Source organism: Methanogenium organophilum (genome assembly GCF_026684035.1).
In the GTDB taxonomy this organism is placed as follows: Archaea; Halobacteriota; Methanomicrobia; order Methanomicrobiales; family Methanomicrobiaceae; genus Methanogenium; species Methanogenium organophilum.
This window is the reverse complement of the sequence record NZ_CP113361.1, coordinates 1,759,138-1,775,339: the sequence shown is the minus strand read 5'-3', so window position 1 is coordinate 1,775,339 and position 16,202 is coordinate 1,759,138. Positions and strand designations below refer to the sequence as shown.

Genomic DNA, 16,202 nt, shown 5'->3' with positions numbered 1-16,202 from the left:
TATCCCGCATACAATCCATTCGGAAAAATTGAAGGGAGAGATTATTTCTTCCCGTTTGTCTTCTTCCAGTACACGCCGCCACAGATTGCAAGAATGACAACCACGACAATGATGACAATCAGAGTCGTATCGCCACCGGTTGTTGTCGCCGGTGTCTGTGCATCTGCCTGTCCCTGTGCGTCTGCCGGTGTCTGTTCTCCTGCTGCGGGTGTGTTTCCACTTTCAGGAGCAGGCTGTGTTCCATCCTCAGATGCATCCGGCACTGCGGATACAATGCCTTTCTCAGCCGAGATGGCAAAGAGGCTGAACGAGGGAGTGTCTGCAAAGAAGGTGTAGCACGAGCCGTCCACACCGCAGCTGACCGTTGAGAGCAGTTGCCAGCTGTCGCTCGCTTCATCATAGTGGTACATCTTCACATCAGATGCAGCAGCGCCAATGGAGTCGAGCCACTCCTTGTCAACACTGAACTTCAGCGTTGCCATCTCCATACTGTCTTCAGGTGCAAAGTAGGAGGTGACATCAACATACTGGTAGACCTCATTGGGTGCAGCGTCAATGGCGGACGGCTTTGAAACCTGTTCAGCCGTAAGCATCATCTTTGGAATGTTTATACCCGCTTTGACATCAATTTCGGTGATAGCAGTCTTGTCCATGACAAAGACCCCGGTCTCCCCGGCATTGATTCCGTCACAGCGTGCGTTAGCAATTGAGCTGGATGTTCCACCGGATGAGGAAGAACCAGTCGGACTCGTTGCTGTACTGGTGGCGGAAAGACCGAAGACGGACAATCCATTGGGTGAATACGCCTCGAACTGATCCAGTTCGCCGTCGAATCCAAGGTAGACCGTATCAAGGACTTCCCGCGTGCCGTCTTCGGCGAAGCGGATGATCTTCACGCCGTCGTATCCGCCGTTTGCGGCGACCCATGCCGGGCTGACGGCCATACGAATCGTGGCATCGGCGATGTCCTGTCCGTTCGTGAGGTTCGTCTTGACGATGTTCATCGTGTAGGCGACTGCGTCAAGGTCCAGGCCGTCATTCGTGGCTGCGATCTGGAAGGCGGACATGGTCCCGGCGGAGATGTTGTCTGATACCGTCACATCAAGTCCGGCGCCGGAAGGTATGCCCGTGAGATTTGCCTCAATTGCAGCCGAAACCCTGCCGCCCTCTCCCAAATCGGTGACAACCGGGACGGTATTGAGCCTGATTCCGGCCACGGTGCCATTCACGACACTGCCATTTACTTCAGGACTGCCCACCGTTACGATTGTCATGTTAAATGTCTCTTCACTGATGACAATCTCATTGCCTCCCACAGTGACGTCACTTCCGGTGCAGTTGAGGGAGATCTGTTTCTTTCCGTCCGGGCCGTCTGTCACGTTGCATGCCGGAACGGCGATATCTGACTTCTGATTCTGTTCGCCATGAGCCACACTGACAGAGACATTTGCGGTGCTCTGGACAGTTCCAGCTGAAACGGTTATCATCGCCTCGCCGTCGGAAAGGGCAGTGAACATGCCTGCACCATCAATGGTTCCGACCGTCTCGTTTTCGCAGGTCCATACAAAATCGACACCTGTTATAGCAAGGCCATTCTCACCCAGAGCTGTTGCCAAAAATTTCTGTCTGCAGCCAACCTTCAGCTCAGCCTCACCGGGTGTGAGCTCAATAAGTGAGACGACCGTACCATCACTGATAACCCCATCGGACCATGCGCCCATAAGGGGGTGGTAGTCATAATTACCGGACGACAGGTTAACCGGTGTGTCACCGAGACCGTCACCATTCAGGTCAACGCCAGTATAACTGTCAAGGAAATTGCCCGGCAGGCCGGTGAAGGTTTCGCCACGATAGGTGTAGCTAACAGGTTCGGTCGCATTCCACGCATTCAGGTTCGCGCCGGTTGACGCCAGTGTGGTGAAATTGTAAAGGTTGTTCTCATAGAAGGCATTGCCTTCAGCAGAAGATATCTTTACCCAGTACTGGCACAGGTCAGGGCTTCTGGCGATATTTTCCGTGACAATATTTCCTGAAGAACCCTTTCCGATTAAAAGTATAGCCGCTGATTCCAGCAGGTTGCCTGTGATCAGGTTATTGCCCGAACTACTGCTGAGATAAATTGAATTTATAACACTGTCTTTTACCGTATTTCCGGATACAACAGAATCGGATACGTTCACAAGCCAGATACCTTTATCGCCTCCGGTTACGACATTCCCAATCACCCGGTTGTCAGCTCCATTGAGAACCATTCCGTACTCATGCTCATTATCTGAAATATCAATCGAACAGTTTGTGACCGTCAGGGTATTGGAGCTGCCCTCGATTACCGATTCGCCCCAGTTTGCTCCGAATCCCCAGTCTACTGCAAACCCGTCGATAGTGACATTGGGGACAGTAATCCTGAGAACCGGGTAATTCTCGTTTGGTGAGAAGATAGCTGTATTCTCAGATCCATATTCCGAACGAAGCGTGACCGAAGTATTGATGACCAGCTCTTCCAGATAGGTTCCATTGCGTACAAGAATGGTATCGCCGTTCACGGCTGCATTGAGCGCCGCTCCAATCTCTATGACATCGCCGTTGCCATCCTGATCCACAACAATGGTCTTCGGGCCGGATTCACCATTCTCAACGGTAAGTCCGGTAGTCTCCGTTAAGGAAGCACACCGGACAGTTACCTCTGTTTCGCCTGCTGAGACACCGGTGACCACACCAGAATCATCAATCGTTGCAACGCCGGTATCACTGACCGACCAGAAGAACCGGACACCATATTCCATCTCAGCCCCGTTCTGGTCAAAAACTTTTCCGACATACTGGAGCGGATAGCCCATCTTCATAGTTCTGTTCTGCGGAAGAAGCGTAACTGAAGAAGGCACGGGCAGAGAGCTCTCTTTTCCGAAATAGGTTTCGGAAGGCAGGAGCAGCGGATAATTATCCTCAATCATGCCGGTTATTACAGCAGGAAGATCACCAATGCCGTTCCCGTCGCTGTCGGGAGTTGGGAAAGAGCCGCCCCAGTAATTGCCGATTTTCCCGGTGTATGTCTTACCGTCATAGACATAATCCACATCTTCACCTGAGTACCACTGGTTGTTCCCCGCAGAACCGACAAGCGCCTTATTCCCAACAAAATTGTTTCCGAAGATTACATCCTCTGTATTTCTCGAGAAAGTCATTGCCCAGCCACGGCCGTTTTCGGCAAATCCGTTATTACTGAATGTGTTGTTAGAAATCAGGGCATTGTTTCCAATCTGGCGGTATAGACCAAAAACACCATTGGACTCAAAAAGGTTATCCGAGACGATGACATTACTACCTGCCAGAGATAAACCGGCATCATCGTTATCAGTAAATCTATTATTGATTAATATTACACCATCACAATCGGAATAAACAAATATTCCCCTATAATTCTCAGAACAGGTATTGTTCTCAGCAACAATTCCGGAAACTGATTTGAAACAGATACCTGCTGTATTCAGCGAACAGTTATTGTTGCATAGCGTTGCACCGTCTCCGCCTGAAAGAACGCCAATACCGTATTTGAATTTGTCCAAAGCACCGGTGACCGTGAATCCATCAAAGGTAACTTCCGGTGCGGTAATCGTGACGGCCGTCGGCCCGTCGCTTATGATTTGTGTGGTTTCCGGGCCGTTCTCAGAACGGATGGTCATCATCTTGTTTATCGTTACATACTCCCGGTATTCACCGTCACGCACGATGATGATATCACCGGCAGACGCATTCAGAACAGCATCGGTTATGGTAACAAAATCGCCTGCACCTGAAGCATCAACATACCAGGTCTGAGCAGGAGGCAGGGCAGTTATCGAAGCGGAAGATGAAACTCCACCCGCTTCGGCAGTTACTGTGGTATTTCCGGCAGACAGACAGGTAAAGGTACCATCAGCATCAATGGTTCCAACGGTTACATTCTCAACCGACCAGGCAAATGTCGTGTCATTGATAGAGACGCCGTACTGGTCATATGCAGTCGCAGTAAATGCCTGTGTTGTTCCTGCGGAGAGAATTGCTGATTCAGGTGAGATGGTAACAGTGGTAATTACCTGGACATCGTCTCCAAAGGTATAGTCGCCAATCGATGAGACAAGGGGGTAATTGTCTGCCTCTGTTCCAATGGCATACGGAGTATCGCCGATACCATTCCCATCAGCATCCGTGCCCGCGTATCCCGGCCAGGTGTTGCCAAGATAGGACGTCCATGCCGTGCCGCTGTAGATATAATCCGTCGAAACGGGGGTACTCCAGATGTTCTCTGAGGATGTGCCCTCGACAGTCACCGTTCCCTTTGTGAACGTGTTGAAATATATCTGGTTATTACTCGAATTGATGAGCCAGAGGACATTGTTTGTGGCTTTGTTGTTGATGAGTACATCATTTCCGGTGATGACGGCACGATCTGCCGTGTCAAGTTTGATGCCCTCGCGGCAGACGTTGAAGGTGTTGTTTATGATTGAGACACCCTTTGCCCGGGTGATCAGAACTCCGAAATTGCCATTTCCATTGACCCTTTCAATAGTGAATCCTTCTACTCTCGCCCCGTCGGCCGTTACCACAAACCCGCTGAAATAACCCGGTGCGAGTATCGTTGTTGCAGCGCCGTTCTCGGAAATAACGGAAACTTTCTTTGTGACATTGACGCTCTCAACGTAGGTACCGTCACGGACAATGATTGTGTCGCCATTTGCTGAAGCGTCAATTGCTGCCTGGATGGTGGTGAAATCTGCGCTGCCGTCAGCACTGACATAGTAAGTCGTGCCCTCGGGGGCCGGACCATAGATGGAGTAGCCATCAAGTTTCTGGATAAGAGGGTATTCATCAATTACGCTGGCGCTGATTGCATAAGCATCATCACCGATGCCGTTTCCGTCTACATCAGACCCGGTATACCCGTTCCAGTAGTTGCCGGTGTATGACTGATAATCAGCCCCGTTGAATGCATACTGCATCTCAGTCGGTGACTGGAAGATATTGCCGGTTGAAGTGCCCGCAACTGTCACTGCTCCCTTCTCAAAGCTGTTGAGATAAATGACATTGTTGCTCGCATCCGCAAGCCAGAACACATTGTTTGCAATATTATTGCTGACAGAAAGGGTATTCCGGGATACGGTATTGCCGGATGAAGATTCAAGCTTCAGGCACTCGCGGCAGTTTGCTACAGTATTATTGACAATGAGAGCATTGTCTGCGCCATGCACGTAGATACCATAATTGCCCCGTCCGTTGACCGCGGTGATGGTGAAGCCGTCAATGGTGACATCACCTGCGATAACATCAAAACCGCTGTCTCTTGCAGCCGAGTACAGGGTGGTCACGGCTGAGCCATTCTCTGATTTGATAACGAGACTCTTGGTAACATCCACATTTTCTACGTAGGTGCCATCGCGGACGATGATGGTATCGCCGGCATTTGCTCCGTCAACCGCAGCCTGAATCGTTACGAAATCAGCGCTGCCGTCGCCGTCCACGTACCAGGTTGTCGATTCGGCTGATACAACGGTAACCGCGGAGGTCCCGATGATACCAAGGCCGCTCGCCGTCACATTTGTCGTGCCCGGTGCGAGGGCGGTGAAGTTGCCGCTTTCGTCGATTGTTCCCACGTTCTCGTTTGTGCTTGCCCATGAGAAGGTAAGGCCGCTGATGACATTGTTCAGGGCGTCAAAGGCGGTTGCAGCAAAATGATATACATCACCGACGACGACCTGTGCCGTTGTCGGTTCGACTTCAATTCTGTCGGGAACGGGACCGCTGCCGGACCCGATGACCGAGTAGCCGCTCACGATCTTGGGTTCGATCACGGCATTGGCCCAGGCGACCATATCGTCACCGTTGTTGGAGTTCTGGCAATAGCCATAGACACCGAAGGCGGCAAAGCTCTCGAGATTCTCGAGGGTATAGTTTATCCGCACCGCACCATTGTTCTCAAGAGCCCCATTCGGTCGGAGAACACCTGCGTTCAGGTCGATGAACATCAGCTGGAAGGTGTTCTCCGTGTCCGTCATGTTCTGGCCGTAGTAGATCGGATAGTCGAAGCCGTTGCCGGTCGGCTTCCAGATCTGCGGGCCGTACCTGAAGTCCTCCTTCGTGAAGGTCTCGTTGAGGGAGACAGACTGGTAGGTCACGTTGTCAAGAGACGGTGCCCGGTTGCTCACGGGATTCGGCGTCCATGTGTAGCCATCGGCCTGCACGCGAAGAATGAAATCGTCCGGGATCGTACCGTTGACCGCGACCATCAGGAGGATCTCATCCTCATACCCTTTGCCGCCGGAATCGGTCGCATAGAAGGTGCCGCTCTGGTTTTCTGTTACCGTCACCTGACCGAAGTTTACGCTTGGATCAGTGGAGATGTGCAGGGCATTGAGACCACGGTCGTAGCCCTCGAACCGCACATTATACGTGTTGTTCCCGAAGGCGTTGTACTTCACGCCGGCGTCGTTCGCCACTTTGAAGAAGACATAGTTGTAGTCGGGCAGGGGCTGCGGGCCGGAAGGCTCAGCAATGACCGTGACGGTCGCTTCTCCTTCAACGGTTTCGTTTGCAGCCGTAAGAGTGGTCGTTCCTGCCGAAAGAGCAGTGAAGTATCCCGTCTCATTCACGGTGCCGACGGTCTCATCCGAACTGGTCCAGGTAAATACAACACCGTCCATGGTGTGATCATCCTGGTCAAGGGCGGTTGCCGTGAACTGCTGTCCCTCACCCTCGGTGACCTCTGCGGTCTCGGGGGAGACGGAAATGGATGTCAGCACCGGTGGAATCCCGATCACTTCATACACGCTCGATCCACTGCCGGAGACACGATTGGTCCAGGAGATGCCCCGGCCCTGGTTGGACTGGTTGCACCATGCATAGGCATTGACGGACGCAAATGTTTCGAGATTCTCGAAGGTGTACTCCACCTTGACGCCCCCGCTGTTCTCCAGGGTGGACAGATCGGCAAGACCGTTCGCTTTACTGATGGGACCTGCATTCAGGTCGATAAACATCAATGAGAAATTGTTCGTGGTATCCGTCGTATCCTGCTCATAGAAGAGAGGATAGGCTAACGGAAGATTATTTCCGGCAGGCTTCCAGGTCTGGGGACTATACACGAAATCCTCTGCCGTGAACCACTCGTCAAGCGACCCATCGATATATTCCAGATCCGATACTGCCGGAAGCGTGTTCACTACCGCAACCGGTGTCCAGTTATATCCGCTCGCATGGATATGGACACGGAAGTCGGAGGGAAGAGTGCCGTTTACGGCAAGCATCAAAACAGTATCATCAGAGTACCCGCGCCCGCCGGTATCGGTGACATAGAATGTCCCCGACTGCTCTTCCGTTACGGTAACTTCGCCAAAGCGAAGGTTCGCGGGATCGGGTGACAAATGCAGGGCATTCAGGCCGCCGCCATCAAACTTGATGTAATACGACCCGTTATCTTCAAATTTCGCTCCGTCGTCATTTGCCATATTGACCCAGATATGACTTGCTGCCGGGAGTGGTTGCGCTCCTGCCGAAGAACTGAGCATTAAGACAAGGGCCAGTGAGAAAAGTACCAATGCCAGTTTCCGGGAGCCTTTTCCGGATTCATTTCCATGTTTCATTTTCCAAACCTCTTATGCTAAACCGGTCTGATTCTGCCACCAAACTCCAATTACCCGACCCACCACATAATGACACGTACAAGTCCAACCCGATACCGGACAGTCGGATATGGTTAGGCTCTGCATATCCAAACGCGCGCCACAGGTCAGCGGATGCAGCAGCGAATCAACCATGTTTAATTAACAAATGTCGTCAGTTAATTTACAGCATCCGTTTGCAACCATCCCCATATATTATTTGTGAAATTCGTTCCGGAATGACTGGACCCGTCATATATCAAAAAGAGAAGCTAAGTTTGCCACTTTGATTTCAATCGGCATCAAAATTCAAGTGAATGCATTTTTGTCATCCTCTTCCACGAATCCATGGTAACTGTCAAATTCGATAGCGCCTTTTTCATGAATTGTGTCGACGTATGCTTCAGTTTTGGAATCTCAAATCGGAACAGTGAATCATATTTTATCAGACGAGTTACCGGTACCATCCGGGAGCCACCGCTGTTCTTATAGGATACCAGGAGAGTTTGCACAAATATTCTGAAATAAAAAAGGAGTTTATTTGTTCCCGGCGTTCTTTCGCCGGTAACCAACACCGCACACACCGATAATCGCAATGAATGCAATAATGACCATGGTGGGTATGCTTCCCGTTGCCGCAGGCGTCTGGGTAGCCGCTGATGTCGTCGGCTCTGCCTGTGACGGAGTGGTACTGTCTCCGGAAGGCTGTTTTGGAGCATCCGTCGGCACGACTTCTGCCGGTGCGGAGGCTCCCTTCTCAGCCGTGATGGCAAAGAGACTGAACGAGGGAGTGTCTGCAAAGAACCGGTATCCGGAGTCGGCTTCGCCGTCCGCAACGGTCGAGAGCAGGTCCCAGGTGTCGGACGCTTCGTTGTACCGGTACATCTCAACACCTGTCGCGGACGAACCGATGGAGGAGAGCCAGGCGGGGTCGACACTGAACTTCAGTGTTGCCATCTGCATGCAGTCCTCCGGCGCGTAGTACGACGTGATCTCGATGTACTGGTAGAGCTCGCCCGGTGCATCCGAAACAGAAGACGGCTTTGCGACCGTCTCGGCGGTCAGCATCATCGACGGGATGGCAGTAGCAGCCTTGACGTCGACTTCGCTGACGGCCGTCCTGTCCATCACAAAGACCGCAGTGTCCCCGGCGCTGATGCCGTCACAGCGTGCACTGCTTGTCGAACTGACCCCGCCGCCGGATGTGGAGAATCCCGTGCCGGCCGGACCCGCTGCAGCACTGGTGGCGGAAAGACCGAAGACGGACAATCCGTTTGGTGAATACGCCTCGAACTGATCCAGTTCGCCGTCGAATCCGAGGTAGACCGTATCAAGGACTTCCCGCGTGCCGTCTTCGGCGAAGCGGATGATCTTCACGCCGTCGTATCCGCCGTTTGCGGCGACCCATGCCGGGCTGACGGCCATACGAATCGTGGCATCGGCGATGTCCTGTCCGTTCGTGAGGTTCGTCTTGACGATGTTCATCGTGTAGGCGACTGCGTCAAGGTCCAGGCCATCTGCGATTGCTGCAAGCTGGAAAGCGGACTGGGCAGCGGTGGAGACATTCTCTGAGATGGTGGTCTCCAGCGCAGCCCCCAATGTGATGCCGGTTAAATTGGCCATCAGTGAGGCGGTGACATTGCCGAGAGCGTCAAATTGAGTCGTGACTGGTGCGGTGTCAAGAATGATACCGGCGACCGTGCCATTCACCGTGCCGTTCATGTCCCCATGCACACCCTGTGTTAGGATATTCATATAATATGACCCCCGATCAATGGTGATTATGTTACCGTCATCAGAGATGGTGATGTCAGCAAGGGAGGTGTTGACACTAATTTCCTGTCCATAACCTGTTTCGGTTATAATCATTCCCGGAATACTCAGTGCTATATTCTGTTTTGTATCAGTATCCGATGGGAGGTAATATGCACCAGGCATGACAAGAGGATGAGAATCGATGTTGCCACCGGAAAGGGCATACGATGTGTCACCGATTCCGTCGCCGTCTCTGTCAATACCATTGTAATCGTCCCAGTAATTACCAATATACTCAGTGCAGGTCGTGCCCTTATATACATAGATTACTGGTTCAGTAGAGTTCCAGATATTAACTGATTCGATAATAGGCGAATATGTGTTATTGACAAAGGTGTTCTGGAATATGATGTTCCCTCCTCCACCATTATTGGCTAACAGACGAAGTCCTCGCTCATTCTCTTTAATTGTGTCATTAATGAAGGCATTATTCACGCCTCCCCACATATAAATACCATACTTGTTCTTCGAAATTCTATTATTCTCAATTATGCAGTCGGAAAAATAATTCAGTCTGATTCCGGCATCGCGGTTACCGGAGAGAATATTGTTGGTGAAGTTGCAGTGATGGAAATATCTATCGAAATCACCTCCGTAGATCCCACAGGCGTCAACGCTTCTGGCACCGGTGGTAGTGAACCCACTGATAGTGACATAATCTGCATTAATCGTAAATACATGACCAAGACTGTCCGATCTGACAATGGTCTTTTCCGGTCCATCGGCTGAAATGATCGTCAGAGGCTTTCCCACCTCTACATTCTCGACATACTCTCCTTCACGAACAACGATTCGGTCCCAAGCACGACTTGCATCCACAGCACTCTGAATAGTAGTATAATCTGCTCCACCCGAATCGTCCACATACCATGTTTTTGGATCAAGCACGACCGAAACCTTTGCTGTTCCTATGACCCCGGTTTTAGGATATGTTGCAGTGATAATCGCCTCACCCACCGCTTGCGGAATGAAGAGCCCAGTGTAATAATTAACCATTCCCACAGTTGTGTTGTCTATCGTCCAGCCGCAGGGGGAATCGTCGATAATATTTCCTGAGGTATCATAAGTAAATGCAGTAAACTGCTTGCTATCCCCCATCGCCACGACTGTAGTGCCTGGGGAAACAATAATGTGATCCACCTCAGGGGATATGATAGCACCATCAACCCACATCCCGTTCAACGGATGTTCATCAAGCTTGTAAGGTGTATCAATGATCCCATCGCCATCGGTATCAGTGCCGTTGCAATATTCCCAATAATTGCCAACAAAGCCAACATATGCCTTTTCATTATAGGTATATGCAACAGATTCAGTTGAATTCCAGGCGCAGTTTGATGACATTGCAAAATTATCAACGCTGCCCCTGAATGTGTTGGCAAAGAAGACATTACCCGAACCGGTGATAACAGCATAACATGTTCTGAAGATGTTTTCGGTCAGGACATTTCCTGATGCACACCAGATATAGACGTTTGAGAATTCACTACCAGTCACGATATTATCCTGTGAGTTATCAAGGGAGAGTTGTTGACCTCCGCTTGGCAGGTGGTTGTTTTCAAGGACATTTTTGGAAGAACCACGGAGATATATGGAATAGTCACATGGTTCAATAACATTCTCCGATATGGTACAGTTATCTGCTCCGTCCAGTCGGATGGCACTAACACCAAACCCTACGCCAACCTCCCCCTCTGACAATGGACCACCAACAGTGAAACCTCTGAAAGTTGCGTTCTCTGTGGTAACATGGACAGTATACTGCCACGGCTCCACCGGAATAATATTGGTTCCCGCTGGCCCATGCTCTGAGCATATGGTCAGATCCTTTGTGATCTTCACGTGTTCGGAATAAGTCCCATTCCTGACAATGATTGTGTCGCCGTTCCGGGACGAGTTAATTGCGTCACTGATAGTTGTGAAATCCTTCCCTCCAGAGTCATCAACATACCAGGTATGTGGTTCATGGAAGGAGGAGAGCACGGTTACTGTCTTTGAGGCCGTGATATCCCCATGCGATGCCGTCAAGTAGCCGGTTCCTACACCATTTGCGGTGAATAATCCATTATCATTAACGGTCCCTATTTTGGGATGAGAAAATGACCAATTAATTGGAATCCCATCCATTTCGCGGGTGTACTGATCATAGCAGGTCGTAGAGAACTGAATTGTCTCCCCATCGGTCACCTCCACGTCAGAGCCGGGAGCGATGACAATCTTGGTCAGCACTGATTCCTCACTGCTGGGGACACCCCGCACTGCAAGGCTGCTGTCAGCATTTGTCCAACCGGCCTCACCATCGTTGTCCCCCGTTTTTCTCCATCCGTAACCATTGACCGCCGCGAAGGATGTGAGATTTTCAAATGTATATTCGATCACGGCCGCACCATCGTTCTCAAGCCCGGATACTCCGCTCCGGTAACCAATACCACCAACCTTCAGGTCAATGTACATGAGCCGGAATGTGTTTGCTTCATCACTCATATTTTGCCCATAATACAGGGGCAGATGATCATCTGTTTTGTATGGTTTCCAATTCTGCGGTCCGTAGATGAAGTCGTCTTTTGTGAAGATCTCATCAACTGCTCCTTCAATGTACTGGATGTCGGTGGCGGCTGACATATCCTGGCTCACGGCTGGTGTCCAGATAAACCCGTTTGATCTTATGTGAAGACTGAAATCGTCAGGAATCGTCCCGTTCACTGCCACCAACAGGATGGCATCGTGGAAATACCCCTTCCCGCCGGTGTCAGTGAGGAAGAAGCTGCCACGTTGATCGCCCGTGAGGGAATGCATTTCGCCGGTTCCGAGTGGATCCTTTGTGAGGTGAAAAGAGTTGAGACCGCCGCCGGTGAAGCAGTGTTTGTATGTGTTGTTGCCATAATAGTTAAATCTGGTCTCATCGTCATTGGCGACTTTGAAATAGAAAATCCCATCATTTGGAAGGGGCACCGGCTCTAACGGAGTGGACGCAACAATCCTGTAATCGCTGCCCACTTTCATCAACGGATGGAAGTCAATATAGTCCCCATTGATTGTCCGGTTTTCTTCGCCAATCCCGTTGCCATCAGCGTCGGTTCCGACATAGTCACCATAGTAGTTGCCCAGGTAGCTGGTGAATTTCGTGCCGCTATATTGGTATGAAACAGGTTCGGAGGTATTAAAGGCGATTTCACCACAGGTATCCAATGAGATCTTCGGTTCGACAAAGGTGTTGCGAGCCACAATATCCCCCGCGGAGCGAGAGAGCTTGAGATCATATTTGCTGTTGTGGAAAGTGTTGTTGGTGATCCGGGCATCATTCCCGTTCGTGATGAAAAATCCCTGTGCACTATCTTCGCAACGATTGCCGGTGAAGGTGAGATTGTTGGCATAGACGGTGACGGCGTTTTTCGTTGTCTTCGTGGTGTGGTTGATACTATTCTGGGCAAAGGTGGCATTGGTTGACCGATATTCCAGCTCAACGTTTGCGGCATTTTCTGAGATGTCGTTGTGGGTTACAGTAGTGAATGGGGCAACCGAGAGGTAGAGTCCACGGTCGCTGTTGTGATGAATGTAATTGCCAGTAACCGTGGCGGATGTACCTGATGTGATGTGAATGCCAACGTAGTTGCCGGTCACAATGTTGTTAGCGAAGATACAATGATCTCCACCATTCAGACTGATCCCCGCCTTCTTCCTGCCGGTTGCTCCGGTTATCGTGAAACCGTCAAGGGTGACATTATCTGCAGTGATGGTGATGGCCGGGCTCCCGGAACTTGCGGCCTGGATGGTAGTTTGCCCGCTGCCATTCTCTGATTGGATGATGAGAGTCTTTGCAATATTGAGGTTCTCTGCATAAGTGCCGTTTCTGACAAGGATCGTGTCGCCATTCCTAGCAGCATCCACCGCTGCCTGAATGGTATCATATTCACCCCCATCTCCAACATAGTGTGTTACCGGTTCAGGGATTGGGATGACAGTAATATTTGCCGTGCCGGATATGCCGTCCGCCGTTGCGATGACGGTGGTTGTGCCGATCTGTCGAGCGGTAAAAAATCCATTTTCGTCGATTTCTCCCAGATCGGGGCATTTAAGAGACCAATTGAGGTCAATTTCGCCCATATCACTACCATACTGATCACAAACCGTTGCTGTGAAAGTGAAAGTTTCATGCAGAATTACCTCTGCTGAACCCGGAACGACAGTGATTGAGGTGAGCACCGGCGATTCAATGGGGCAGTAGTCATCTCCTGGTTTCATCAACGGATGGAAGTCAATATAGTCCCCATTGATTGTCCGGTTTTCTTCGCCAATCCCGTTGCCATCAGCGTCGGTTCCGACATAGTCACCATAGTAGTTGCCCAGGTAGCTGGTGAATTTCGTGCCGCTATATTGGTATGAAACAGGTTCGGAGGTATTAAAGGCGATTTCACCACAGGTATCCAATGAGATCTTCGGTTCGACAAAGGTGTTGCGAGCCACAATATCCCCCGCGGAGCGAGAGAGCTTGAGATCATATTTGCTGTTGTGGAAAGTGTTGTTGGTGATCCGGGCATCATTCCCGTTCGTGATGAAAAATCCCTGTGCACTATCTTCGCAACGATTGCCGGTGAAGGTGAGATTGTTGGCATAGACGGTGACGGCGTTTTTCGTTGTCTTCGTGGTGTGGTTGATACTATTCTGGGCAAAGGTGGCATTGGTTGACCGATATTCCAGCTCAACGTTTGCGGCATTTTCTGAGATGTCGTTGTGGGTTACAGTAGTGAATGGGGCAACCGAGAGGTAGAGTCCACGGTCGCTGTTGTGATGAATGTAATTGCCAGTAACCGTGGCGGATGTACCTGATGTGATGTGAATGCCAACGTAGTTGCCGGTCACAATGTTGTTAGCGAAGATACAATGATCTCCACCATTCAGACTGATCCCCGCCTTCTTCCTGCCGGTTGCTCCGGTTATCGTGAAACCGTCAAGGGTGACATTATCTGCAGTGATGGTGATGGCCGGGCTCCCGGAACTTGCGGCCTGGATGGTAGTTTGCCCGCTGCCATTCTCTGATTGGATGATGAGAGTCTTTGCAATATTGAGGTTCTCTGCATAAGTGCCGTTTCTGACAAGGATCGTGTCCCCGGTCTTTGCTGCGTTGATGGCCGCCTGAATGGTGGTGAAATCAGCGATTTCGTCATCGCCTACATACCATGTTACCGGTTCGGGTGATACAACCGTGACTGCAGACGTGCCCGTAATACTGAGGCGGCTTGCGGTCACATTTGTCGTTCCTGGTGCGAGGGCAGTGAAGTTGCCGCTTTCGTCAATTGTCCCTACAATCTCGTCTGAACTTGCCCACGAGAAGGCAAGGCCGCTGATGACATTGTTCAGGGCGTCAAAGGCGGTTGCAGCAAAATGATACACATCACCGACGACGACCTGTGCCATTGTCGGTTCGACTTCAATTCTGTCGGGAACGGGACCGCTGCCGGACCCGATGACCGAGTAGCCGCTCACGATCTTGGGTTCGATCACGGCATTGGCCCAGGCGACCATATCGTCACCGTTGTTGGAGTTCTGGCAATAGCCATAGACACCAAAGGCGGCAAAGCTCTCGAGATTCTCGAGGGTATAGTTTATCCGCACCGCACCATTGTTCTCAAGAGCCTCATTCGGCCGGAGAACACCTGCGTTCAGGTCGATGAACATCAGCTGGAAGGTGTTCTCCGTGTCCGTCATGTTCTGGCCGTAGTAGATCGGGTAGTCGAAGCCGTTGCCGGTCGGCTTCCAGATCTGCGGGCCGTACATGAAGTCTTCTTTGGTGAAGATCTCGTCGAGAGCGACAGGCTGGTAGGTCACGTTGTCAAGAGGCGGTGCCTGGTTGCTCACGGGATTCGGCGTCCACGTGTAGCCGTCGGCCTGCACACGAACGCTGAAGTCATCAGGGATGGTGCCGTTGACCGCGACCATCAGGAGGATCTCATCCTCATACCCTTTGCCGCCGGAATCGGTCGCATAGAAGGTGCCGCTCTGGTTCTCTGTGACCGTCACCTGACCAAATTTATCCGCCGGCGCCGAGGACGTAGAGATGTGCAGGGCGTTGAGACCACGGTCGTAGCCCTCGAACCGGATGTTATAGGTATTGTTTTCAAAGGCGTTGTACTTCACACCGCCATCGTTGGCGACTTTGACGAAGATGTGGTTGTAGTCGGACAGGGGCTTTGTACCTGTGGACTCCGCGATTACTGGGACCAGGCCTTCCCCTTCAACGCTTTTGTTTATGCCAGTTAATGTGGCCTTACCCGTAGGTTCTGCCATGGGCTTCGGAATCTCATCAGATACCGTTACATCAGAACTTGCTGACATGCTACCATTAATGGCGCTGACAATCACCGTCCCCTTTGAGAGGGCGGTAAATAGACCGCTCTCGTCCACCATGCCAACGGTTCCATCGCTGCTCTCCCAGATAAATTCCATATCCGGAATTGTCTGACCGGAGGCATCGCATGCAACCGCCGTGAACTGCTGTGTCCCACCGATCAAAATATCAGCAGTTGCCGGGGTAACACCAATGGAAATAATCTCAGGCAACATCGGTTGCTCGTCAGAAAAACTGCCATTTTCGGAAACTTCCGCTCCGAAAACAGGAGACGCGGCAATACAGAGGAATAATATTGCCAGTACGCCTGCTTTTGTTAAATCAGGAATTCGATTGTTCATTTTTTCAGCACCACAGGTCAATTAATTTAATTTAATTAATTTAATCATAATTAATTTATAATTAACAAA

2 protein-coding genes are annotated in these 16,202 nt (G+C 50.9%); both read right to left on the bottom strand.

The window, feature by feature from the left end:
- Positions 1 to 41: 41 nt before the first annotated feature.
- A complete protein-coding gene (locus tag OU421_RS08770; RefSeq protein WP_268185720.1) occupies positions 42 to 7,613 on the bottom strand; it encodes a NosD domain-containing protein in 7,572 nt (2,523 codons plus the stop codon).
- Between the two features lie 555 nt (positions 7,614 to 8,168).
- Positions 8,169 to 16,133: a NosD domain-containing protein gene (locus tag OU421_RS08765; protein WP_268185719.1), complete on the bottom strand. Its 7,965-nt coding sequence runs from the start codon at positions 16,131 to 16,133 to the stop codon at positions 8,169 to 8,171.
- Between the last annotated feature and the right edge of the window lie 69 nt (positions 16,134 to 16,202).